The following is a 24,605-nucleotide window of genomic DNA, read 5'->3' on the forward strand; positions in this document are numbered from 1 at the left end:
GGTTCAAGAATTTATAACACCAATGAAATGGACACTGCAGGAATCTCCTGATAATGATACTATAGTACAATTAGCAAAAGCCCTTAATGTAGATATGACCATTGCACTATTATTAGTGCAAAGGGGGGTTACGACATTTGATCAGGCAAGAAGTTTTTTTAGACCCTCGATAGAAGAATTACATGACCCTTTTTTGATGAAGGATATGGATATGGCTGTTAGAAGAATCGAGAAAGCAATTTCTTCTAACGAAAATATATTGGTCTATGGTGATTATGATGTAGATGGAACAACGTCTGTTGCGTTAATGTCTTCTTATTTAAAGACGAGATCCTCTCAAATAGCTACTTATATACCTGACCGATATGCAGAAGGATATGGGGTGTCTTATGCCGGTATAGAGTATGCTCATGATAATGATATAACGTTAATAGTTGCATTGGATTGTGGGATTAAGGCTATAGAAAAAGTGGCATATGCCAAATCAAAAGGCATAGATTTTATCATTTGTGACCACCACAGACCTGGTGACTCAATTCCTGATGCAGCGGCTGTTTTAGATCCAAAGCGAGAAGATTGTGCATATCCTTATAAAGAATTATGTGGTTGTGGGGTAGGATTTAAACTCATACAAGCTTTGGCAATAGGTACTGGTCAAACGATTTCTGATTTGTTTCCGTATTTAGATTTGGTCGCCACTGCAATAGGAGCGGATATTGTACCAATAACAGGAGAGAATCGCATATTGGCACATTATGGTTTGCAGGTCATTAACTCTAGTCCGAGGATTGGATTTAAGGCAATGCTATCAGAGGTAAAAAAAGAAATGTTGACAATAACGGATTTAGTATTTATCATAGCGCCCAGAATTAACGCCGCAGGACGGATGAAGCATGGATTACATGCTGTAAATTTGCTTACTGAACAAAATCTAGAAATAGCATTGCAGTATGCATCAGAAATAGAAGCATACAATAGCGATCGTAAAGATGCTGATAAAAGTATTACTGAAGAAGCACTGGATCAGATTTCTAAAAACCAAGAAAAAGATAGGCTTACTACTGTGGTTTATAAAGAGGACTGGCATAAGGGGGTTATTGGTATTGTAGCTTCGAGATTAACTGAAACATACTATCGCCCGACCTTAGTTTTTACTAAAAGCGGAGATATTTTGGCTGCCTCTGCACGATCCGTGAAAGGGTTTGATGTGTATAATGCATTGAATGCTTGTTCAGAACATATTGAACAATTTGGTGGGCACAAATATGCTGCCGGATTAACGCTCAAAGAAGAAAACTACCTGCTATTTAAACAGAAGTTCGAAGAGGTGGTCTCAGAATCAATCGATAAAGAGTTGCTAACTCCCGAAATTACTATTAATACTTCCTTAGAGCTTGCACAAATAACACCTAAATTTTATCGTATTCTTAGGCAGTTTGCACCTTTTGGTCCGGGTAATATGGCGCCTGTTTTTATGACTGAAGAATTACAAGATACCGGTTATGCAAAATGTGTAGGAGCCGATGAAAAACATCTGAAGTGTAAAGTAAAAAAGAAAGAAATTGTAATAGGTGCAATCGGTTTTAATCTAGGAACTAAATATAATCTGATAACGGATCAAAAGTATTTTAAAGCCGCATATACAATTGATGAAAATGTATGGAATGGAGAGACATCCCTGCAATTGAAATTAAAAGATCTTATTTAGCCCTCTGATGATGGGTTTAATTTCTCGAACGTTTATAAAACCAATTGCAAATAGAATGTCTTATTCTATTTAACACTATTTTTATTTAGATTTATTATAAATAATGTTATTTTTGAATCAAATAGGAATATATGAATGCCATAGATAAGATTTACAGTAATGAATTAGGGATATCTTTTTATTGGAAACAGGAAAAGAAGGATAAAATACCGAGAATTCAAGTTGTGTTTAGAGATGTTGGTTTTTTACTTACGCTCAACGAGTTAAAGGATTTTTCTGATGCTTGTCTTGTTACTATAAGAACACAGGGTTGTGGTCAATGTGCTCAATCAAAACATTGTCGTTCTCTTTTATTAAGAACCCCTTCTGATAAAGTAGATATGGCAGTAAGTAGACAGGAACTGGATCAGATTCAGGAACTTATTGTAGGTACTATTTTTAGAATAGAGCTAAACTATTGGGTTAAAAATGTATCATTTAATTAAGAAATCTATGATTTTATAGCTTATTTCGGTTGCTTTTGTTTCTTGCAAGAAGTGTTTTTCATCTACAAAATGGATATCTTCTTGACTTACTTTTAAAGCATTTGCAGCTCTGGTTTGTTGAGGTGGCCACTGCAACATGGTATCATGAATTCCCCAAATAACAGCTACCGGAACGGTTACGTTTTCAAAAACGTCTGAGTAATCAGGTAACTCATTACATGTTTGACTATAAAAATAATACATGGCATTTGTTTTACCCTCGAGAAGTGGTGTTTTATACCCTTCTACATCCAAAGAGTTTAGCGTGTTTTCTTTAAGTCCTTGATTAAAAAGGTTTTTAAGTAGTGTGTTGGTTGTTACTCCGTTTCGATATCCCCACATAGCTGTTTTGGCAAGACCGCCAGGTTTCATGCGTACCGGAGGATAAAATCCAGCTTCATAAATAATGGTATTAAGTACAATCAGATTTTCGATTTTATCCGGAGCCTGCCTCATAAGTTCCCAAGTCCATAAACCTCCTGCATCATGCATTACGTGGGTCCATTTCTCTACTCCCAACGCTTTTAATAATTGCAAAAGACGTTTGGCATGGTTCTCGGCACTATAAATTTCAAAACCCTCTGGGGAGTCACTCGATCCATATCCTAGCATATCAGGAACAATAACGCGATACCCACTAGAAACAAGAGGAGCGATCATTTTTCGGTAAAGCCAACCAGAAGTTGGCACCCCGTGCAATAATACAATTGCAGGTCCTCTTCCTTTATCAATATATTTTATTAGGCCATCATCTGTAGGATATAACCTTTGATCTTCTCTGAAACTTTCGTAGGTGATTTGATTCTTTCTTATTTTGGTATTTTCATAGGGTTTACATGACAGAAGTAATACTCCCATAAGCGCTAATACAAAAAGCTTTTTCATTGATACTGATGATTTATTCCAAAATTATTTTTACTGTCTGTTCCTAGAACGACCCTCTATATTGTTTTATTTTAATGCAAATCATAATAATAATTCTTGTTGCATTTTAGCAATTTACTTAAAATCATTTAAAATGAAGTATATAATTGTGAGCTATAATTGGTATTCAATGCAAAATGCGATTTGAGAATTCCCAAATCGCATTAAAATTATACTTTCAACTAACTAGGGAATACTCCTTTATTTTCTTTTAAAAATTAAGGTTTCACTAATTATAGAATCCCCATCACTATATGTGTCAGAGATTACGAGTTCGCCGTTAATTACTTCGATTTGGGCTCCTTCAAAATATAGTTGCCCTTCAGGATATTCTTCATTGTTTTGAGAGTCAAGAAGATCTTCATACCCAAAATCTACTACTGTAATTGTTTGGTCTTCTTCGTTATACGACCATTTTCCGGAGTATTTGTCATTATAGGTGTACTCGTCATATATAGCACTGCAGTTATTTACAGATTCAAACGAATTTATTGATTTTTCGATTTCATCATATATTTCATAGTAATCACCATTTTCACTTAATACAAAAGTCCATTCATCCTTTACATCGATGTAAAAAGGGACATCCATTAGTGTTTCTCCGTTTGTACATTCAATATCTTCAATGTATTGATCATCGGTTTCTTCTGGATCTGATCTATCATAAATCCACTCACCAACTATTGTATTGTTACCTCCCCAGGCATTTACATCAACACATACTTCTTGTATTTGACTTACATTACCTGCTGCATCATATAAACAAATAACATAGCAAAAACGTCCTACGGGAACTGATGCTTCAAAATCAACATTAATACCAAAATCAGTATCATTTGCTTTTGAGGTAAATCTCTCGTTCTTTTTTCTTTTGTTAAGGGATAGTTTTCCGGTAATCGAATTATCAAATGAAGTTTTAGGAACATCAAAATATCCATCAACATTGTTGCCATCTGTATCTTGCAATTGAATATATGCTCCTGTAATTTCATCAGTTGATGAAAAAGCTATATTGAATCCGCTATTTAAGAAAGCATCTTGCTCATTGGTGCTAATCGAAAAATCTAAATCACTGTTAGGAGAAGGAGGAGTGCCTGATATAAGACTAAGGTCTTCGATAATGACGCCTGTTTTAAGAAGGTCTGTAGAGATACTTGTGTCTTCTTCATCTTCATCAGATACATCTTCTATATCATCTTCCTGTGAATTAGTGTTGTCATCATTTCCGCAGGAAATAAAGAATAGAGTGATTATAAAAATTGTTGCAAATAATGCATTACTTTTTTTCATTTGTTACTTTTTAGGTTAAATTAATGAAGTGAACAGTTTTAATTTTTCCTTTAAAAATTTAAACGCATTCGTTGAGTTTTTGTGTCAGTTTGCAAAATTAGTTTTTTTTCATGAAGTGCTTTACACTTTTTTAGTTTTAGTGGAAAAGAACATTTTTATTACTTTTTATAGAAAAGTTCACACTAATTTCTAATTGCAAGCATGGTGTCTATATTACTTTTTTTCTTTGATTAATCTACAGAATTGATAGTTATTGTATTTCCGTTAAAATTAATTGTGTCCCCAATTGTTTTTCCTATTAATAATTTGCCAATAGGTGAGTTGGCAGCAATTGCGTAGTATGGGGTGTTTTTTGAAATAATCTTTCCTACAGAAATACTTAAGAAATAATTGGCTTGAGATGTTGTAATTAAACTTCCTAGACAAATTTGAGTAGAAGGAGTGATTACTATACGATCAATAATTTCCTGCAATTTTTGCACTTCTGCCAATTGTTTACCTGCTTTTTCTCTTTCTAGTTGTAACATAGCACGTCCGGTCTCGTGTTTGTCACCAGCACTGCTTTTGGTCTCTGAGGTCAATGATTCTTGTATATCTAAAATAATATCCTGAACTCTGTTTCTTCTCTGATCTACATAATTTTGACATTGTTGTAAAAGGTCTTCTTTCGTTTTTTTTGAATTCATAAACTAATTGGGTATTATTTCTTCTCAAAATTTAAGGTACCATAATTGCGCATTTGATTCAGTATCCATACTTTTCTTTTTTGCACATATCCAGTGTTGGTATTTGGTAATAATTTCCTTGGATCGGGTAGGATAGCAGCTATTCCTGCTGCTTCTTGTTTTGTAAGGTTTTTTGCTGAGGTAAAAAACCAAAAATGGGCAGCCGCTTGAGCTCCGTAAATTCCATCCCCCATTTCGATACTATTAAGATAAATTTCTAGTATTCGTTCCTTACTCCAAAAGGTTTCGATTAAGAAAGTAAAATAAACTTCAAGCCCTTTTCTAATCCAACTTCGTTGTGGCCATAAAAAAACATTTTTTGCCGTTTGTTGAGAGATAGTACTTGCACCACGTAATCGTTTTCCTGATTTGTAATCTGATACAGCTTTGTTAATTGCTTTAGTATCAAATCCGCGGTGTTTAATAAAATGCTGATCTTCACTACAAATTACAGCAAGTTGTAAAGTGTTAGAAATATCTGATAGCGGAGTCCATTGATGTTTAATTGTGTGGTTTTTGCTATTCTGTATTTTTCTTATTGCCATAAGAGGCGTATAGGTGACATTAATCCATTTATAAACAATCACCCATAGGATACTTATAAGTACGAATACTATACTACTTTTTGCAATAAACCGAAGATATTTTTGCATTGTTGCTAGGAGCGAATTAAGAGTTTAAAAAGGGTGTGACTAAAATAGTGTTACTAAAGTAAATCTGCTAATTCTTTTCCAACTAAACTGCCTATTGCAATTCCCATTCCTCCTTGTCGTACTCCGCAAAAAATATTTGAAGACAATGGTTTTATGATACTATTTTTTTGATTGCCTACCCCCATGATGCCACTCCAGCGATGTTCGATAGTAACATCAATATCTGGTAAGATAATGTTATGTAGAATTTCTTCTAATTTTTGCTGTATTATTTCGGTTTGTGCTAAGACTGTTGTTTCTTCTCCTATAAAATCTAAATTTCTGCCTCCGCCTAGTAAAATTCGTTGGTCAATATTTCTAAAATAATAATATCCTTGATCAAGATGAAAGGTTCCTCTAATATCTAGATTTCGTATTGGTTTGGTTATTAGAACTTGCGCCCGAGCGGGTTTTACATTTTTAATATCAAATTGCGATGCAAAACCATTGGTTGCTATCAGGACCTTATTACTAGAGAAGGCAAAGTGGTTTGTCTCTATTTCTACAGCGGTGGCAGTATCATGAAGTTCAGTTACTTCGCAATTGTTTAAAATTTTAATTCCTGATGTTTGTGCTTTATGCAGCAGTGCTTGCATCATTTTACCGGTATCGATCTGTCCTTCGAATTGATTGATGATATACTGCGGTTGAATGCTCTTGAAGTTAAATAAATTATTACTGGTTTGAAATACGTTATCGTCAAAAATGGGGTATAATAGTGTGTTGATTTTTTTTAGTTTGTCTAGGCATTTTTTATAAAGAGCAGTGTCATTTTTTGTAAAAAGCTCATATCCTCCTGTGTGAGAATAATTGATTGTTTGGTTTCCCAATTGTTTTTTTAATAATTGTAATCCCTGATACCTTTTTTTAATAAGCTGTATTACTTCATCTTCTGTATGGGATTCTAGATCCGAAAGAATTTCAGAGAGGCTACCGAAACAAGCAAATCCGGCATTTTTGGTACTGGCACCATTAGGGAGGATGCCGCGTTCGAGGACTAGAATATTGGCATTCTGAAATCGTTCTTTCAATCGCAAAGCACAGGTAAGACCGACGATTCCGCTACCGATGATCGTAAAGTCTATATTTGATAACCAGGTCTTATATTCCCAATAACTTAAGTTCATAAAAAAAGCCCCATTGACATTGAATGAGGCTTGATTTTTTATTTGATTATTCTACTGTATCTTTCATGACAAAATCTTCCATAAACTTTGTCGTATAATTTCCAGAAACATAATCTGGATGATCCATTAGTTGTCTATGAAAAGGAACTGTTGTTTTGATTCCTTCTACTACAAACTCATCTAACGCTCTTTTCATTTTATTGATTGCTTCTTCACGCGTTTGTGCAGTAGTAATTAATTTTGCAATCATAGAGTCATAATTCGGTGGGATAATATATCCACTATATACATGAGTATCTATTCTCACACCATGACCACCTGGAAGATGTAAATTTGTTATTTTTCCTGGTGAAGGTCTAAAATCTTTATAAGGGTCTTCTGCATTAATTCTACATTCGATAGAATGTAGTTGTGGGTAATAATTTTTACCAGAAATAGGTACTCCTGCAGCGACTAATATTTGTTCTCTAATAAGGTCATAATCTACTACTTGTTCTGTGATAGGATGTTCTACCTGTATTCTGGTATTCATTTCCATAAAGTAGAAATTACGATGCTTATCAACAAGAAATTCGACCGTCCCAGCACCTTCATACTTTATGTATTCGGCAGCTTTTACGGCAGCTTCTCCCATTTTTTCACGCAATTCGTCTGTCATGAACGGTGAAGGAGTTTCTTCGGTAAGTTTTTGGTGTCGACGTTGAACAGAGCAATCTCTCTCTGATAAGTGACAAGCTCTACCATTACTATCACCAACAACCTGAATCTCTATATGCCTTGGTTCTTCGATAAGTTTTTCCATGTACATATCGTCATTTCCGAAGGCAGCTTTACTTTCTTGTCTGGCAGACTCCCATGCATTTTGTAGGTCTTCTTCTTTCCAAACAGCACGCATACCTTTACCTCCTCCTCCTGCACTGGCTTTAAGCATCACCGGATATCCAGTTTCTTTAGCTACTTTTATGCAAGATTCAAAATCAGGGATTATTCCTTCACTACCAGGTACGCATGGCACACCAGCTTCAATCATAGTTGACTTAGCCGAAGCTTTGTCTCCCATTCTATCTATCATCTCGGCACTTGCGCCGATAAATTTTATTTCGTGTTCTTCACAAATCTTAGAAAACTTTGCATTTTCTGAAAGGAAACCATATCCAGGGTGAATAGCGTCTGCATTTGTGATTTCTGCAGCGGCAATGATGTTAGACATTTTAAGATAGGATTCACTACTTGGTGCAGGACCAATACATACGGCTTCATCTGCAAAGCGCACATGTAGACTTTCTGCATCTGCTGTTGAGTATACAGCAACAGATTTTATACCCATTTCTTTACAGGTTCTGATTACTCGCATCGCAATCTCACCTCTATTTGCAATTAGTATTTTTTTAAACATAACTTTTTAAAATTTAAAAAATCTCAAATTCCAGACTTATCCGTATTAAGACGGCTCCCTCCTCCTGGTAGCAGGATGTTGGGATTTATTTGTCATAGAATTTTAAAATTGGGTTATGATGGGTCTACTAAGAATAGTGGTTGGTCAAATTCTACTGGAGAAGCGTCATCTACTAGTACTTTTACAACTTTACCAGAAATCTCACTTTCGATCTCGTTAAAGAGTTTCATTGCTTCGATAATACAAAGTACATCGCCCTCTTTTATTGTATCGCCTACTTCAACAAAGGTAGGTTTGTCGGGAGATGGTTTTCTGTAAAGTGTACCTATTATAGGTGATTTGATTGTAATGTATTTTGAATTATCTTCTACTGCGGTGTCTGTTGCAGCGTCAGGAGAAGGGGTCGCAGCTGGAGTAGCTTGTACTGGCGCTGCTTGAGAAATTATTGTATTACCTGCTGGTGGCAGTTGTTGTACAATGGTTGTTTCTTTGGTGTCTTCTGATCCTGTTTTGATGGTGATTTTAATGTCATCCATTTCTAACTTGACTTCGCTCGCTCCTGACTTGGCGACGAATTTAATTAAATTCTGAATTTCTTTTAAATCCATAATATGTGGGTATTGTGTGTTTAATTTTTAGGAATTATAAGCCCATTTAAGGTAAATAGAGCCCCATGTAAAGCCTCCTCCAAAAGAAGCAAATACGATATTATCGCCTTTTTTGAATTGTTTTTCAAAATCACTTAATAATAGTGGTAAGGTTGCCGAGGTTGTATTGCCGTAACGCTCAATATTCATAAGAACTTTGTTATGATCAAGTTCCATTCTTTTTGCCGTTGCATCAATAATACGTTTGTTTGCTTGATGGGCTATAAGCCAATTTACATCATTGCCTGTCAGATTATTCCGTTCCATAATTTTAGAACTCGCGTCTGCCATATTAGAAACAGCGTACTTAAATACAGTTTTACCATCTTGCTTTACGAAATGTTGTTTATTGGCAACTGTTTCTTCAGACGCAGGAAGGGTAGAACCTCCTGCCTCAATTTTAAGAAACTCTCGTCCTATACCGTCAGAACGTAAATATTCATCCTGTAACCCTAATCCTTCTGTGTTTGGTTCAAAAAGTACAGCTCCGGCTCCATCACCAAATATGATGCATGTAGTACGATCTGTATAATCTATGATAGAAGACATTTTATCGGCACCTATCAATAATACTTTTTTATATCTACCTGATTCGATATAGCTGGTTGCAGTAGACATTCCATACAGAAAGCTAGAACACGCCGCTTGCAGGTCATATGAAAATGCATTAACTGCACCTATTTGTGATGCAACATACGCTCCTGTTGCAGCCACCATAATATCCGGAGTAGCGGTTGCAAAAATTACCATATCAATCTCTTTAGGATCTATGTTCTTTTTTGCAATTAGATCTTCTGCGGCTTTTATACCTAAGTAAGAAGTTCCTTTGTCCTTGTCTTTTAGTATTCGACGTTCTTTGATACCAGTTCGACTGGTGATCCATTCGTCATTGGTGTCAACCATTGTTGATAATATATCATTAGTTAACACATAGTCTGGCACATATGCGCCTACAGCTGTGATAGCGGCTGTGGTTTTACTCATATCTTAGTTTTAGTTTCACTGACTAGCGCACAAAATATGCCTAAAAAGTCGTCGAAATTACTAAATTATACACAAATATGGCGCAAAATAATGGGATTTTGACACATATTCAACTAAAAACAAAAAAACTCTCACATTATGTGAGAGTTCTTATTATAATTTTATCAGACCTTATGCTACTTCTTCTTCTGTGTTATCAATAACAATCTGACCTCTGTAGTATAACTTACCCTCGTGCCAGTGGGCTCTGTGATACAAATGCGCTTCTCCAGTAGTTGGATCAGTTGCTATTTGAGGAACCGTAGCTTTATAATGAGTTCTTCTTTTATCTCTTCTGGTTTTCGATATTTTTCTCTTAGGATGTGCCATTGCTTAGCTATTATTTATCGTTTAATAAGTTTTTTAATTTATCCCAACGAGGATCTGTTTCCTCATCGTTATTTACTATTGTTTTTTCTTTTGGACTTAGTTCTTCTAGTCTTTCAAGTAAATCTGATTTTAATGTTCCGTTTTCTACACCCGGATGTACTCTCTTTGAGGGAATAGCAAGAACAATAAGTTCATATATATATTGTTGAACATTAACCTCATACTCCCCAAACGGAATTATAAGAAGTTCTTCATTTTCATTATTGTATTCTTCTCCAAACTTAACTACCAAAAAGAATTCATTCTCTATAGGTAGGTCAAAAGGCTCGTTCGTTAGATCACAATTAACGTTTACAGTACCTGTTGCTTTAAATTGAAGTTCTAGAAAAGTTGTTTTCTTTGTGAACTCTAAATCAATCGTTACTGCGGATTCATTAAATTCATCATACTCAAAATGTTCAAAGAACGTATTGTCAATTTGATACTCAAACTGGTGCAATCCCTGCTTTAGTCCAACGAAAGGAATAGTATACTCTTTAAGTTGTATCATTTCATCATCAGTTTCAGGCCACTATCAATTTGATAAAGGCGGGTGCAAAGATAATAAAAATTCGTTATGAAAGTATTTTTGTAATCAAAATTATATCAGTTTGTTACAGATTTTACTTCTTTATAGTCATAAATAGGATCTTTGAACCTGTATAAAACAATATATGTCATCAAAAAATTAACGAACCTCTATGTTTAATTGTGTTTATTTTGCGGTTTACGCGGTTGTTTTTTTAAGGGATTTTTGGTGAGTTCAAGGTATTCGTTTCTGCTTTTAAAAATTTTTAGTGCAGAAAAAACCGCCTCTTTAAAGGAGCTATGATCGGCTTGGTTTTTTCCTGCAATTTCGAATGCCGTACCATGATCTGGAGAGGTGCGCACTCTATTAAGTCCTGCGGTATAATTTACTCCTTTTCCAAAAGAAAGTGTTTTGAAAGGGATTAAACCTTGGTCATGGTAAGATGCTACGATTGCATCAAAAGCTTTATAGGAGTTTGAACCAAAAAAGCTATCTGCTGCATAGGGTCCGTAGACCAATTTACCAGACTCATTGATTTTTTGAATTGTAGGCTTTAGTACATCCTCATCTTCTTTGCCAATAACTCCATTATCACCACTATGCGGGTTAATACCTAATATAGCTATTTTTGGTTTTGAAATCCCAAAGTCTTGTTTTAAGGTTTGGTATATGGTATTTATTTTTTGTTCTATTAAAGTTGGCGTGATTGTTTCTGCAATATCTTTGACTGCTACATGGTCTGTTAGTAGGCCTACTTTAAGATCATCAGTAATCATAAACATAAGGCTATTTCCTTCGAGTTCTTGATTTAGATAATCAGTATGCCCAGGAAAGGTAAACTCATCTGATTGTATACTATGCTTATTAATAGGTGCAGTAACAAGCACGTCAATTTCGTTATTTTTTAGGGCTTCGGTAGCCGCTTTGAGTGATTTAATAGCATAACTTCCAACTTTTTGATCTTCTTGTCCAAAATTAATATCAATGGATTCTTTCCAAACATTAAGAACGTTCACTTTGCCATCGAGAATTTGAGGTGCAGAATCGATCCCATGAAGACTTAATTTATTATTGTATTTCTTTTTAAGAAAAGAGAGTATTTTTACCGAAGCAAAGATTACAGGTGTGCAAAAATCAAGCATGCGAGAATCTTCAAAAGTTTTGAGAATAACCTCACTTCCAATTCCATTAAGATCCCCAATAGATATTCCTAGTCTTATTTTTTCTTCTTTCTTCATTATGTGATCGACTTTATCTGTATTTTTGAAATCTAAAATTGGACTTCAAATTTGAGTTCACAAATTTAACTAAATAATTCGCATTTTATGTTTACTGGAATCATCGAAGAATTAGGAATTGTTACTTCATTACAAAAAGATCATGAAAACCTGAACATTACGGTAAAAGCGAATTTTACATCGGCCTTAAAAATTGATCAAAGTGTGGCTCATAATGGAGTGTGTTTGACAGTTGTTTCTATAGTAGATGATACTTACACAGTTACTGCTATTAAAGAAACGTTAGATAAAACGAATCTGCAAGCATTAGCATTGGGCGCGGTTGTAAACTTAGAACGTGGTATGAAATTGGCAGATCGATTAGATGGGCATATTGTTCAAGGGCATATTGATCAAACCGCAATTTGTACAGCAATAGAAGAAACCGGAGGAAGTTGGTCTTTTACTTTTGAATATGATCCTAATTTATCTAACATTACTATAGAAAAAGGATCTATTACGGTAAATGGTGTAAGTCTTACAGTTGTCAATTCTAAGAAGAATCACTTTAGTGTTGCAATCATTCCTTATACCTATGAGCATACCAATTTTTCTACATTCGAGGTAGGCACTGTTGTAAATCTAGAGTTTGACGTGATCGGTAAATACGTAAAGAGAATTACAGAATTGAATTAATAGAGAAGTAGAACGGTAATCAAACCAATTCTACTTCATTAAATTTGAATAAAGAAACTTTATCTCTTTCAATTTTTAAAAGTACTCCTCCTAAATCACTGACCGTTGCACAGGATTCGAAATCCAATACTTCACCAAAGTATTGGCTCTTGGCATCAATTACTTTATATCGCATAATTTACTTCTTGATTTGATTTGTTTTTCCAATTTTATATGATCGTCTTTTCCCCAAAAAAAGATCATAGATACATCAAAATCTAATTATAAATATAATAGTTACACTAATTTTTTTAAAATAAACTTATCAGGTTTTATTAACAAATATTATTAATAAAACAGAGTACTTGTCTGTTTTCCAATTGTTTGTTACAGTGTTTTTGTTTTTGAATCTGTCGTTTTAGAGTTTTAGTATAGATCAACTTACGCATAAAATTATAAGAATATGGAATAGGCAACTTTACACAGGATTTATTGTATTTAAATAAAATATGTTTTTGGAATAATTCCAAATTTTGTATTTTTGTATTGGAATAATTCCAAAAAATACACAAAAGGGTTATCAAAATTTAGGATTTGATTAAGGATTGTTATGTTATTCTAGCATAGTCTTTGTTTTAATTATTGAGTAAATCTCAAATTAAACTATTATGATACTACCTATACCTACGATAAAAAAGACTTATGTTATGAGTGGTATAAATTATGAAATACAAAACAGAAAACTACAATCGTATAAACATACTTTTGATTATAATTTCTGTAGAAGAAAGTATAATGAGTATGCACATATGCCGCTAGATACCTTTAAGAAGTGTCTTCGGGATTCTCAAAAGTTAGGAGAAATAGGACATTTGTGTTGTTTTATCTTGTGGGTTAAGAATAAGGAAAAACATGAGTATAGAGATACTCTTGGCGACTATGGATTAATACATCTACTATTTCATTGTGTAGAAAATCAACATCACGTAGAATTACATGCTGAATATATACACATGCTTTTTAAGGAAGATATCAAGTTAGTATAGTGTGCTTTATAAATTTTGACATGAAATTTTTTACGAATGAATTTTACTCATATACGTATCAATCACTTTTTTGAATTCATTCAGATTAATTGGTTTTGAAATAACTGCGTCACAACCAGCATCATAGGCATTTTTTATATCCTTATCTGTAGAATAGGCGGTATGCACAATTACTGGTACGTATGGTTTTAGGTTTTTGATTATTCTAGTGGCCTCATATCCATCCATTATTGGCATTCGAATATCCATAAGGATGATACTGATGTCATTATTTTGGTAACACAAAGTAACTGCTTCTTGTCCATTTTCTGCACGTATGATGATAAAATTATAGGCTTCATAGTGCGTAAGAATCGAATTGACCAGCAAAAAGTTTATTTCTTCATCTTCTGCAACCAATATTTTATAGGTACGGTTTTTTATTTCCTCGAGTTGAATTTGGGAAGTCATTTGGTTAACGTCTATTGCAGAAAAAGGAAGGCTTATAGAAAATGTAGTTCCTTTATTTTTTTCAGAAATAAAGGAAATTTCACCATTCATTATTCGAATATTTTCTTTCACTATCGAGAGTCCAATTCCTAATCCATCATTGAGATTTTGTGAGCTTTCATTTTCTATATTAGAAAAGCTTTCAAAAATTAGGTCCTGGACCCTAGATTCAATTCCGATGCCTGTATCTTTAACTTTTATTTCAAGCGTATTTTGATAGGTTAAATAAGAGATGTTTACGGACCCTTGATGTGTGTACTTTACCGCATTAGATATGAGGTTGTTTAACACTTTAATGAGTCGGGATCTGTCAACAATCAGGGTGTCAACTATTTCTTTTGGTGTTTCTAGAACAATATCAATTCCTTTTTTTGATGCTTCAGATTTATACAAGTTTATTGTGGTTTCAAAAATTTTAGTGAGACTGGTACTTTCATTTTTGAGCGAATTGGGTTTAGTCTGTAGATTAGAAATCTCTAATATGTTATCCACGATATGCACTAATTTTTTTCCGCTATGGATTATCGTATCTACAAATTCGGTATGTTCTTTTTGCGTAATATTTTTTTTCCTTAGCAACTCAGAATATCCGAGAATTCCATTCATAGGGGTTCTTATTTCGTGTGATATATTTTGAAGAAATTTGTTTTTTACGTTATTACTTTTTCGAGTTTCTTCTAAAGCTAGTTCTAATTCGATAGTGCGTTTTTTTACTTTCTTTTTCAAACGCCAATTAAAGATCATAATGATGATCATAAATGCTCCCAAAAACGTTAAAACAGAAAACCAAAAGTTAGGCTTATAATAGATAGGCTGGTTCTTTTTTAATAACCACTTATTAAATATCACATTTCGTTCTTTAATAGAAATACTATTGATTGCTTTTGAAATAATATTGTTTAAAATGGGCTTACTTTTCTGTACTGCAAGTTTGGATTGAAATTTAAGAGGAGTTGCTTTACCAACACGTAAATTAGTTAAATTACGGTTTTTGATAAAGTGATAAGCTATCGATTTGGGACCTACAAATACATCACCAATGCCATTATTTAGAGCTGTCAATGCTTCGACTTCGCTTTCGAAAAACGAAATTTTTAAATCAGGAAACTTCTCGAGTAATAAGTCTTTAATTGCATGCCCTTTTGGGAGTAGAATATCTTTTTCCGGCAGTGTATTAAAAGTGATTTCTTCTACATTTTCAACTCTGGTAATAATTACATATTCTGATTCGAAAAGATTATTGTAAAAAGATAAATATGTTAATCGTTCTTTTGTTTCCTGAAAGGCTAATACAACATCAATCTTTTTATTCTTTACATCTTCAAAAAGAGGAGGTAACTCAACGTATTTTACTCTTGTAAATTTGTAATTAATTTTTTTTTCAATGAGCTCAAGGTAGTCAATAAAAACACCTTCGATATCACCTTGATTATTTTCGAATTGATACGTATTAGTGTATCCCAGAACAGATACTTTTAGATCAGGGTTATCTTTTAACCATCTGATTTCTTGATCGGTTAGTAATGCCCTTTCAGAGCAAGAGTAGGTACAAAGAGACAAGAATGAGAGTAAGAGGGTTATTCTGTTGAGCATGTGTGTAATCTCAAGTTGGCTGACTAAATATACAGAAAAATTAGGAATTCAGCATTCAGGCTTACTATACGAGGAATTCTCTGATATTGTTTTTCCTTCCCTATTCATTTGGATTTGTCTCAGATTTTATAAACGTTTATTTTAATCCGTTTTATGCAGTAGAAAATCTATTATAATCCAAAACTACTGAAAACACCAGTGTTTATAGCATTTTTGAGTCTCACTACGAAGTGCTACTGCATAAATTGGGTTAAAAAAATGAATGTATAATTATTCAATATGTATCTCTGCGGGATCTACCAAATTATCAGAAGTCTCGTCATTTGGATTGGTTCTTACATAAAAGCCAAAATCAGCTTCAACCCCATGTGCATTTGGGATATTCATAATAGTACTTTTAAGCAATCTTCCTAATTCCTGAGGGTGTAATCTGTATCCGCTTTCGAGCGTTAGCATTCCTACAGAGGCTCCATGAGCACCAGGTATTTCGAAGGTGTCATGCTCTACAGTTGCAATCTGTTCGCGATTATACCCGGCAAACGCGAGAATACTGTGGGTATAATGGCCATTCATTACCCACGAATCTTGTCCAAAATCCATAAAAGGGATGGCGTCTTCTCCTGATAATCCGCCAACATTACCAATCATTTCCTGAAGCGCTTCTCCTACCTCTTTTCGAAAGGCTCCTCTTACCAAATCCGGCGCTTCTTCGGCTTCACTAATTTTGGGAGCAATTAATGTAGCATCTAATATCCAGCCAATTGGGCCTAAGATAAATAGAAAGGCTCTTAGTAATTTTACATACCATGGGATATCTACATCTACATCGATACCACTTGTGAATACATCAACAAAGCCATCATGCCAGCGTATTGATCCTTTAACATTGTAGAATTTTCTAAAGAATAATAAAAGGATTCCATCCCATTCTATAGTGGCATCTGATTTTTCTGCTTCTCCACTAATTTGTATACCCAAATCATGCATACTCATCTGCATGGCGTTGATTTTAGCTCCTTCTATTTCTTCACCTATTTTTGATTCTGCATTTTTTTGAAGTACCAGGTTCATAGCATCTCTAGAGATAATGACTTGAATCCCTGTATGATTGGGCACAATAGAAGGATTATCTATGATTTGGGCAGATTCTCCAGGGAGTGATAGTGTAGCTATCAATGCTGGGGTAGTAGTTCTCATAGTACTACTATTGACTTGTGGGTTTTGTGGTTGCCCCGGCGGAAAGCCAACCTGTACATGTTCTATTTCTGATATAGCACCTAGATAGAAATCGGTACTCCAGGTTGATCGTTCAGGAATTGCATCTTCATCAAAGGCAGCGCTCTCTATTCCTCCTATCAGTGAATTATAAATGGGGATATCCATATTTTGTAATATATCATTAATCATCCCAATGGCAAATGTACCTACCAGTCCTCCTATATCTTCTGGAGTTGCTTCTTCTACCTCTTCTACAGATAATGACGCTACTGGTGCAGATCCCGAAACTGTTTTTACAAAAGGCTTGAGCTTCATCCAGATATCAAATGGTGTGGCCTCGTCATCCCCATTTTCAAAGGATCCTGTAATGTGCAATCCTAGTCGAGCATCTGTTGCCGGATCTCTGACCTCTATCGATGGTTCATCAATGTGTATCAGAATATTCCCAAATTCGAAGGTTGGAGGGATTACTTCGGTTACATATAAGTGTGTGACAATTCCCTTGATAATGTCAACATTAATGCCAACTGCTATTTTTACTTGTCCTAAGTCCATACTGCTATTTTTTTACCCTTTTTGCTATAGTCTGGCCTAATGGTTGATGTTAATTTTGTTGCATTACCTGATTCAGGGTAGCTGCAGAAAAATGAACATTGGATGCCCTAAAAAACAAAAAAAGCGTGTGATTATTAAGGGATTAAATTACTAGGACTTTGATCATGTATCAAGGGGTAAATGCCTAAAAAAAATAAGCTAATTACCTATTTGTTGATTCGGTAACAAACCCTTTTAGTGATTAAAAAAACAGTTTGTTCGTTGAATAGCGTATCTTAAGAGTATTGTTAAATAGCAAGATTTTTTAGAGATAATCAGCTCTAATGTTTGTTATATTTTGTTATCCGCGACTCAAAAATGTATAGATCTTTATTATCAATTTATTACAAAGATATACTTCGGCATGTTTTGTGAGGAGTAAAACGGGGGTACAAACTGGGAACTAAATAATTTTGCTATTATTTGGTAACATTTTGTTCTGTTATGACATAAACTATATAGCTAGCTTTAATTGAAAAAATGAATTTGATTAACAGAATATTACAAATAAGAAAAAAGAACTTTCAAATATGTTTGTTTTCAGAACAGGCGATTGAAGGTAAGGCTCTGGAGGTATCGAAAAAAAAATACCGAGCTATTAATAGAGAAACTATAGAGTCGAATTGTATGAAGGAGAAAAAAGCAAATGACTTTATAAGACAAGTTGAATTTTTATATTTTGAGGCATCTCTAGAAGTCCCTAAGATTGTAGCGTTTTTCCTAATTCCATCAGAGGAGGCAAAAACTTCTAAAAAGGATAAAACAGAATTACAAAATTATATATCCGAAATTATTCGACATCAGAAAAAAAGAAAGGAGAATTTGCTGTTAGTATAGGTTAATTGTCTACACAAACCCTTGCTTTTATTGTTATTATTTTTTTGCATTTTAGTAAATTATTCTGCCTACCTCAAAATCATTTTTGCATGAAATGCAAGAATTATAAACTTTAAATTACCTAATTTTCTTTTTTCCTAATATAAGAGCTTTATTCTCTATAAAGAGAAATTTAGGGCTAGATTACCCAAAAGAAATCCTGCTATATATGAGCCCATAATTAACAAAATAATCATCCAGTAAATATTTTCAATATTTTTTTCTCTTATTTCGATTTTGTGTTTCATTGGTTTAGTTTTTAGTATAATACCTTAGTTTATACGAGCGTCATTTTTTACATGCGTGCAGTCATTCTACCTAATTCAAAACCCACATATGATAGTGCAGCAGCTAGATATAATGTATAAATAACTATATCTGTATCTTTCATAGTTTTAATCTCTTGTACAATATGATTCTTTATATTTTTTATCATCATTGTTTTGTTTTTAGTTATTACTTGATTGAAACAATTTATGAAGATCTTGCTTCGGGAGTCATTATATAAAATTTGTAATGCTCTTGTATCTATTAGTGTATTATTATTTGAATTTGTTACCAATTTTTTAAAAAATAAGGCTGTTGCAGTGTTCAAAAAATAAAATAAGCAAAATATTTATACGTATCCCTAAACAAATGTGTTATTGTAGGACTTTAGCTATTTGCCTATGTCATCTTTTAAATATAAGTTTAGGGTAATTAGAACAAGACCAGAAAAATACCTTCTACAGTATTAAAAATAATTAAAATTTCTGATGATTATTCTTATCCAATAAAATTAGGTTAGTAAAAATACTTGCGAAGGGATTTATGAGTATATCAAAGATATTGGATTTACGAAATGTTTGAAGTCTCTTATGACTTGTCTGGATGAAATAAAGATAACAGAATTGAATTCGCTAAATAAATAGACAGAAGAACATCTGTTGTTATAATTTTGAGCCTAATATGTGTTATGTTTGCATGTACATTAGGAATGAAAATATACAAAACATTAAATATTGGCGAATTTCATACAAATCATTGTGAAGACTTTTTAATTGAAGAGCAAATCGCAACTAACGAAAAACTGATAGCTGTTTTAGATGGCTGTACAATGGGAACGGAATCAGTTTTTGCTTCCATTCTTTTCGGAAAAATCTTGAGAAATATTGCTAAAAAGAAATTCTATGAGGAGTTTGTTATTAATACCTCTTATGAATTAAAAGATAAATTGAAGGAAGTAGTCAAAGCCTTAATTGATGAAATAAAACTCATCAAGAATCAATTAGGATTAGAGACAAATGAACTACTCTCAACCTTGATAATCGGAATAGTCGACACTCAAAAAAATAAAGCAGAATTTTTGACTATCGGGGATGGATTAATCTGTAAGGATGGAGAACTGATTGAATACGAGCAAAATGATAAACCGGATTATCTGGGGTATCATCTCAATGATAATTTTGAAGATTGGTTCGAAAATCAAGATCAAAAGCTTTCAATTTCTGCCTTCAAAGATTTGTCAATATGCACAGACGGGATCTTTACATTTAAGAATTTAGAAGATCAATCTAAACAGAAATCTGAAAGCGAAATTATTGAATATTTACTAATAGATGCCCATTGGGAAGAGTTTGATACTTTTCTTGACAGAAAAATTAATGAGATAAGGGATCAATGGAATCATGTCGTCACAGACGATTTAGCAATAATTAGAATAAAAAATACAACTGCAAAATAACATAATTTGATATCGTTCTTTTGCGAGTAAAAATTTACCTCTACTTGGGCATTAAAACTATCGTTGTGGATAAAGACTTTTAGATACAAAATCTAATGATTAGACCCTCTAAAAGGCACATTTAAAATTCTCACCCATATACTATTATTTAAATATTTTCGAATATTTTGGTAACATTTTGTTCAGTTGTGACATAAACGTATTAGTATGGCGATTTGTTAAAACAGAAACAAGAGTATTCAATTTTTAAGAAGGGTTTATAAACCAAATATTAAGAAAAAATAATGAATTTGAATCAATAAAGATGGTACAAAAAAACATAAAATTGTCTTCTCAATTTAGAGTACAAACTACAAAAGCAATCATGGCTATTGTGGTTTTTATATTAGTTTATTTGCTAATTTTAACTTTTGCAATTGCTTTAACAGCAGTATGCATTTATTTTGGGGCATTGTTGGTTATTACATATCCACGTTTAATAACAATAGCTTTAGGGATAGGTCTTGCAAGTTTAGGGGTTTTAATACTTTTCTTTTTAATCAAGTTTGTATTTAAATCGAATAAAGTTGACCGTTCACACTTCTATGAAGTAAATAGGAAAGATGAACCAAAGCTATTTACTATGATTGATGAAATTGTAGAAGTTGTAGGAACAAAATTTCCCAAGAGAGTTTACGTATCAAAAGATGTTAATGCATCCGTCTTCTACGATTCAAGTTTTTGGAGTATGTTTTTTCCAGTAAAAAAGAACTTACATATAGGATTAGGATTGGTTAATTCAACGCATAAAGAAGAATTAAAAGCAATTTTGGCCCATGAATTTGGTCATTTTTCTCAAAGGTCTATGAAAGTAGGGAGCTATGTGTATAATGTTAATCAAGTGATTTTTAATATGCTTTATGATAATGAAGCTTATGACAAAACAATTCAGGGGTGGGCAAATGCAAGCGGCTATTTTTCAATTTTTGTTGTGATAGCATTATTAATAATTCAGGCAATTCAAAAAATTCTACAAGTAATGTATGAATTTGTAAATAAGAGTTATCTGGCTTTATCTAGAGAAATGGAATTTCATGCTGACGAAATTGCTGCTAATGTGACTGGTTATGAACCGCTCAAAAATGCTCTTCTTAGAATGAATTTGGCGGATTATTCTTTTAGTACGGTTTTGTCTTATTACGAAGGGAAAATTCCTGAAAATGTAGTTAGTAATAATATTTTTATAGAGCATGAATATTTAATTAATTTTATGGCTAAGGAAGACAATATTCCTGTCCTAAATAACCTTCCGGCAGTCTCTTTAGAAGATTTAAACAAGTTCAATAAGTCTAAATTAGAAATAGAAGACCAATGGACATCTCATCCCAGTACAGAAGACAGAATTAAAAGACTAGAGGCTACCAATAGTATATCTAAGCAAAGCAATAATGGTATCGCTAATGATTTATTTAATAACGTACAAAAAACGCAAGAACGGATTACTAAGGAAACCTTTAAGGACATAAAATATTCTGAAACGCCAACAATAAATTCATTAGAGAATTTTAAAATTGAGTTTAATAAAGAATTTAAAAAAAATACATTCTCAAAAGTATTCAATGGTTACTATGATGCTAAAAACTTGATGCCTTTTGACATAAATGCGAGTAAGTTTTCTGAGTCTAAGAAATCATACGAGGATTTATTCTCTGATCAAAATGTAGATATGATTTACAATATGAACGCATTGGAGCATGATATTGAAAACATTAAACAAATTGCATATAAAACTGTAAAAATTAAAACGTTTGATTATGATGGTGTGAAGTATAAACAAAAAGAGGGTAACAGTTTAATCATAAAACTTAATGAAGAGTTAGCTAGTCTTAAGGAAAAAATTAAACAAAATGATATTGACATCTTTTATTTTTTTGAAGGAATTGAAAGAAACAAAAACAGCACAAATAAAATAAAAGAACTTTATTCTAATTTTTTTGATTTTGAGAAGGAGTATAGTACTAAAATTGAGTTTTATACGAATTTGTCAAACAAACTACAATTTGTCAATTTTGCAATACCATTTGACGAAATTAAATCTAATTTTAGAAAAATTAAACCCTTTGAGAATGAACTAAAAGAAGGCATAAGACAGGTGTTAAATACCTATAAGTTTCCATCAGAAATAACTAAAGAGGCAAGAGAAAATTTTGAATTGTTTTTGTCTAAAGATTGGGAGTATTTTGGTAATGAGAAGTATTTTGATGACCAACTTACAGTATTATTTACTTCTTTGAGTAATTTTGAATATTTGTTATCCAGAGCTTATTTTCTTCATAAAAAGGAATTATTAGATTATAAAGTAGTGTTGCTAAAAGAAACTGTTCCCCACCTCCAAACACTTTAATAATCAAATCGCTATGAAAATAAAAATAGTATTGATCTTAATAGTGTTAGTTTTGGAGTGCAAAGAATCCGTTTTACAAGATGTTGATGGTGTTAAGCACTATACAATAGAGAGTGTTAAAAGGAGTGGTGGACAATTCTCATCTATTCGCAAAGAAAAGTTAGATGAATTATTAAATTCTTTTTATGAAACAATGTCTAGTAGTCTAAAATTTGAAAGAAAAAGGATAATATTATTTGATGTGTTTAAGAATAACACAAACTATATTTGGTATGCCGGTGATAGAGAAAGAGGTGGTTTTTTTCGGTTTATATCGGATACAGAAATTGAAAAAATTGAATATCAAAAAATCCAAAAATCAACTATAAAAAACGAGTTGCAGTTACTAAGGAACCAGTAAAAAAGAGTGCTCTGTCCCAAAACTATAACTTAATTGCTTTCTAACCCTTACTACTAAAACTAATCATAATGAAGAAGTTAGTCGTTTTCATAAAAAGAATGAGCATCGTAGGAATACTTCTTTTTACGATACTCTTATTGTACACCAAATACTGTTGGAAGAGTGTTGTTAGTAAGAAAGAAGTAGCGGTATTGGTTTCTGAGATTCGGGAGGCTGATGCTTTGCCAGAAACGTTTTATGAACTTTATGAAGCGGATAACCCGAAGTCACTAACGAATGATCTGAACATGCAAATTCTCAACTCATTATTTTATTCTGACACAAAAAATACGCCTTGTTCTAAAGCTGTAGTCTTTTCAGAATTGGTTTGGAGAAAAAAGAGTATGTTCAATAGATTTAAATTACGAGAAATATCGCTAAGCTGGAAAATTGAAGGAGAAACTACTCAAAAAGAATGCTTAAACTGGGTAGCTCAAAAATATGATTTTTTAAATCAAGGAGTGGGTATAAAACAAGCAGCTCAAAAATATTTTGGTAAAGGGATATCTGACTTGAGTGAAAAAGAATTCGCTACTTTGGTGGTAATGATGAGAAATCCTAGCTTGTATAACCCCTCTAGAAGAAAGGAGTTGGTAGATCAAAATGTATATGAATTAATAAAGAAAATGGAGTAACCAAGGGACCTGTGTATAAAATGTATGCTATACTTGAGGTAAGTCGAAGTACAATGATATAAAACGGGTTGTTTAACTTTAATAATCAAACAAATAAACCCAAGAAAAAAAGAATTTTCTTGGGTTTACAGTTCCATTTTTTTTGAGAGGTTTATAAAGGTGTAGTTCCACCACCGTTTCCTGGATCGCAATTCGTTGGGATATATTTTGTATACCAGGGAGTGTATCCACAACTGTTTTTGCCACGAACTTTTATCGTAAATCCATAATTAGAATCTATAGGATCAAATAAAATAGCACTACTTGTACCAGTGTATGAAGTCCCATTGACTGGAGAAGTAATTCGACCACCTGTAACACTCCATTGGTACTCTGTAGCACCTCGAGAAAAAGTTTCTATTTCTCCTTGAGTACAGCCAAAAGTACTCACATGAAATAATCTAGTAATAGAACTAGGAACTCCTACAGAAATAGTTTTACGAATGGTTTGACCATCTACCTGGGCCTCTATGGTAGAAGTGCCTGTAACAGAACTGCTAGTTCGACGAACCGTTATATTATTATTCGATGAAGATAAGATTTGAAGGCCAGAAGTTACCGACCAATTTACATTACTATTCACTACATTCCCTTGTAGAGTATATGTTGTAGAAGAAGTATTACATATTGCAGAAGCTCCGCTAAGACTAAAATTACCGCAACTATATAAAGTATTAGCGGCAACAACATCAAAATGACACTATCCCGCAAAGTGTGTAATTAA

The 24,605-nt window shown here is 33.1% G+C and carries 25 protein-coding genes; 9 read left to right on the forward strand and 16 right to left on the reverse strand.

Features of this window, described 5'->3' with window-relative positions; all coding sequences use genetic code 11:
* The first annotated feature begins 22 nt into the window (after positions 1-22).
* Together recJ and DZ60_RS0119325 are read left to right on the forward strand one after the other, a co-directional pair.
* Entirely contained in the window at positions 23-1,708 is a 1,686-nt protein-coding gene (recJ, locus tag DZ60_RS0119320) for a single-stranded-DNA-specific exonuclease RecJ (RefSeq protein ID WP_025743664.1), read from the forward strand.
* Between the two features lie 131 nt (positions 1,709-1,839).
* Positions 1,840-2,193 (forward strand): hypothetical protein, encoded by a 354-nt coding sequence (locus tag DZ60_RS0119325; RefSeq protein WP_025743665.1) that lies wholly within the window; start codon positions 1,840-1,842, stop codon positions 2,191-2,193.
* On the opposite strand, the gene DZ60_RS0119330 is transcribed toward DZ60_RS0119325, so the two are convergent.
* The 11 genes from DZ60_RS0119330 to pdxA form a co-directional block, all read right to left on the reverse strand.
* Positions 2,182-3,117, reverse strand: a complete 936-nt coding sequence (locus DZ60_RS0119330; protein WP_025743666.1) for an alpha/beta fold hydrolase — start codon at positions 3,115-3,117, stop codon at positions 2,182-2,184. The two genes, DZ60_RS0119325 and DZ60_RS0119330, sit on opposite strands and share 12 nt — an antisense overlap.
* Positions 3,118-3,357: 240 nt before the next feature.
* Entirely contained in the window at positions 3,358-4,446 is a 1,089-nt protein-coding gene (locus tag DZ60_RS0119335; protein ID WP_025743667.1) for a hypothetical protein, read from the reverse strand.
* A 230-nt stretch (positions 4,447-4,676) separates the two neighbouring features.
* Positions 4,677-5,132, reverse strand: coding sequence for a GreA/GreB family elongation factor (locus tag DZ60_RS0119340; RefSeq protein WP_025743668.1), 456 nt, complete (start codon positions 5,130-5,132; stop codon positions 4,677-4,679).
* Between the two features lie 14 nt (positions 5,133-5,146).
* Positions 5,147-5,824 (reverse strand): monofunctional biosynthetic peptidoglycan transglycosylase, encoded by a 678-nt coding sequence (gene mtgA, locus DZ60_RS0119345; RefSeq protein WP_025743669.1) that lies wholly within the window; start codon positions 5,822-5,824, stop codon positions 5,147-5,149.
* A gap of 53 nt (positions 5,825-5,877) precedes the next feature.
* Positions 5,878-6,990 (reverse strand): NAD(P)/FAD-dependent oxidoreductase, encoded by a 1,113-nt coding sequence (locus tag DZ60_RS0119350; RefSeq protein ID WP_025743670.1) that lies wholly within the window; start codon positions 6,988-6,990, stop codon positions 5,878-5,880.
* 46 nt (positions 6,991-7,036) lie between these two features.
* Positions 7,037-8,386 carry an acetyl-CoA carboxylase biotin carboxylase subunit gene (gene accC, locus DZ60_RS0119355; protein WP_025743671.1) on the reverse strand — a complete coding sequence of 450 codons (1,350 nt, stop codon included), beginning with the start codon at positions 8,384-8,386 and terminating at the stop codon, positions 7,037-7,039.
* 113 nt (positions 8,387-8,499) lie between these two features.
* Positions 8,500-8,994 carry an acetyl-CoA carboxylase biotin carboxyl carrier protein gene (gene accB, locus DZ60_RS0119360; protein WP_025743672.1) on the reverse strand — a complete coding sequence of 165 codons (495 nt, stop codon included), beginning with the start codon at positions 8,992-8,994 and terminating at the stop codon, positions 8,500-8,502.
* A 27-nt stretch (positions 8,995-9,021) separates the two neighbouring features.
* Positions 9,022-10,017: a beta-ketoacyl-ACP synthase III gene (locus DZ60_RS0119365; RefSeq protein ID WP_025743673.1), complete on the reverse strand. Its 996-nt coding sequence runs from the start codon at positions 10,015-10,017 to the stop codon at positions 9,022-9,024.
* A 171-nt stretch (positions 10,018-10,188) separates the two neighbouring features.
* Complete coding sequence (gene rpmF / locus DZ60_RS0119370; protein ID WP_025743674.1) at positions 10,189-10,386, reverse strand: 50S ribosomal protein L32; 198 nt, start codon at positions 10,384-10,386, stop codon at positions 10,189-10,191.
* Positions 10,387-10,396: 10 nt separating this feature from the next.
* On the reverse strand, positions 10,397-10,936 hold the full coding sequence (locus tag DZ60_RS0119375; protein ID WP_025743675.1) for a YceD family protein: 540 nt from the start codon (positions 10,934-10,936) through the stop codon (positions 10,397-10,399).
* 194 nt (positions 10,937-11,130) lie between these two features.
* Positions 11,131-12,192 (reverse strand): 4-hydroxythreonine-4-phosphate dehydrogenase PdxA, encoded by a 1,062-nt coding sequence (gene pdxA / locus DZ60_RS0119380; RefSeq protein ID WP_025743676.1) that lies wholly within the window; start codon positions 12,190-12,192, stop codon positions 11,131-11,133.
* An 87-nt stretch (positions 12,193-12,279) separates the two neighbouring features.
* On the opposite strand from pdxA, the gene DZ60_RS0119385 reads away from it, so the two are divergent.
* A complete protein-coding gene (locus DZ60_RS0119385) occupies positions 12,280-12,867 on the forward strand; it encodes a riboflavin synthase (protein WP_025743677.1) in 588 nt (195 codons plus the stop codon).
* A 19-nt stretch (positions 12,868-12,886) separates the two neighbouring features.
* On the opposite strand, the gene DZ60_RS25330 is transcribed toward DZ60_RS0119385, so the two are convergent.
* Positions 12,887-13,042 carry a hypothetical protein gene (locus DZ60_RS25330; RefSeq protein ID WP_161634443.1) on the reverse strand — a complete coding sequence of 52 codons (156 nt, stop codon included), beginning with the start codon at positions 13,040-13,042 and terminating at the stop codon, positions 12,887-12,889.
* Between the two features lie 511 nt (positions 13,043-13,553).
* Between DZ60_RS25330 and DZ60_RS0119395 the strand changes: the two genes are divergently transcribed.
* Positions 13,554-13,892 carry a hypothetical protein gene (locus tag DZ60_RS0119395; protein WP_025743678.1) on the forward strand — a complete coding sequence of 113 codons (339 nt, stop codon included), beginning with the start codon at positions 13,554-13,556 and terminating at the stop codon, positions 13,890-13,892.
* A gap of 30 nt (positions 13,893-13,922) precedes the next feature.
* On the opposite strand, the gene DZ60_RS0119400 is transcribed toward DZ60_RS0119395, so the two are convergent.
* Together DZ60_RS0119400 and DZ60_RS0119405 are read right to left on the reverse strand one after the other, a co-directional pair.
* Positions 13,923-15,974 carry a hybrid sensor histidine kinase/response regulator gene (locus tag DZ60_RS0119400; RefSeq protein ID WP_051477689.1) on the reverse strand — a complete coding sequence of 684 codons (2,052 nt, stop codon included), beginning with the start codon at positions 15,972-15,974 and terminating at the stop codon, positions 13,923-13,925.
* A gap of 270 nt (positions 15,975-16,244) precedes the next feature.
* Positions 16,245-17,747 (reverse strand): hypothetical protein, encoded by a 1,503-nt coding sequence (locus DZ60_RS0119405; protein WP_025743680.1) that lies wholly within the window; start codon positions 17,745-17,747, stop codon positions 16,245-16,247.
* 519 nt (positions 17,748-18,266) lie between these two features.
* On the opposite strand from DZ60_RS0119405, the gene DZ60_RS0119410 reads away from it, so the two are divergent.
* A complete protein-coding gene (locus DZ60_RS0119410) occupies positions 18,267-18,623 on the forward strand; it encodes a hypothetical protein (RefSeq protein ID WP_025743681.1) in 357 nt (118 codons plus the stop codon).
* A gap of 158 nt (positions 18,624-18,781) precedes the next feature.
* Here the strand turns inward: DZ60_RS0119410 and DZ60_RS25700 are convergent, their stop codons facing one another.
* Positions 18,782-18,910, reverse strand: coding sequence for a hypothetical protein (locus tag DZ60_RS25700; RefSeq protein WP_262482394.1), 129 nt, complete (start codon positions 18,908-18,910; stop codon positions 18,782-18,784).
* 728 nt (positions 18,911-19,638) lie between these two features.
* Between DZ60_RS25700 and DZ60_RS0119425 the strand changes: the two genes are divergently transcribed.
* The 4 genes from DZ60_RS0119425 (at position 19,639) to DZ60_RS0119440 (ending at position 23,842) form a co-directional block, all read left to right on the forward strand.
* Positions 19,639-20,385 (forward strand): protein phosphatase 2C domain-containing protein, encoded by a 747-nt coding sequence (locus DZ60_RS0119425; protein WP_025743682.1) that lies wholly within the window; start codon positions 19,639-19,641, stop codon positions 20,383-20,385.
* Between the two features lie 304 nt (positions 20,386-20,689).
* Positions 20,690-22,768 (forward strand): M48 family metalloprotease, encoded by a 2,079-nt coding sequence (locus tag DZ60_RS0119430; protein ID WP_025743683.1) that lies wholly within the window; start codon positions 20,690-20,692, stop codon positions 22,766-22,768.
* A 13-nt stretch (positions 22,769-22,781) separates the two neighbouring features.
* Complete coding sequence (locus DZ60_RS0119435) at positions 22,782-23,168, forward strand: hypothetical protein (RefSeq protein ID WP_025743684.1); 387 nt, start codon at positions 22,782-22,784, stop codon at positions 23,166-23,168.
* 68 nt (positions 23,169-23,236) lie between these two features.
* Complete coding sequence (locus DZ60_RS0119440; RefSeq protein WP_025743685.1) at positions 23,237-23,842, forward strand: transglycosylase domain-containing protein; 606 nt, start codon at positions 23,237-23,239, stop codon at positions 23,840-23,842.
* A gap of 151 nt (positions 23,843-23,993) precedes the next feature.
* Here DZ60_RS0119440 and DZ60_RS0119445 read toward each other — a convergent pair whose 3' ends face one another.
* Entirely contained in the window at positions 23,994-24,464 is a 471-nt protein-coding gene (locus tag DZ60_RS0119445; RefSeq protein ID WP_025743686.1) for a hypothetical protein, read from the reverse strand.
* Positions 24,465-24,605 lie beyond the last annotated feature (141 nt).

The sequence above is a fragment of the Aquimarina pacifica genome (assembly GCF_000520955.1).
In the GTDB taxonomy this organism is placed as follows: Bacteria; Bacteroidota; Bacteroidia; order Flavobacteriales; family Flavobacteriaceae; genus Aquimarina; species Aquimarina pacifica.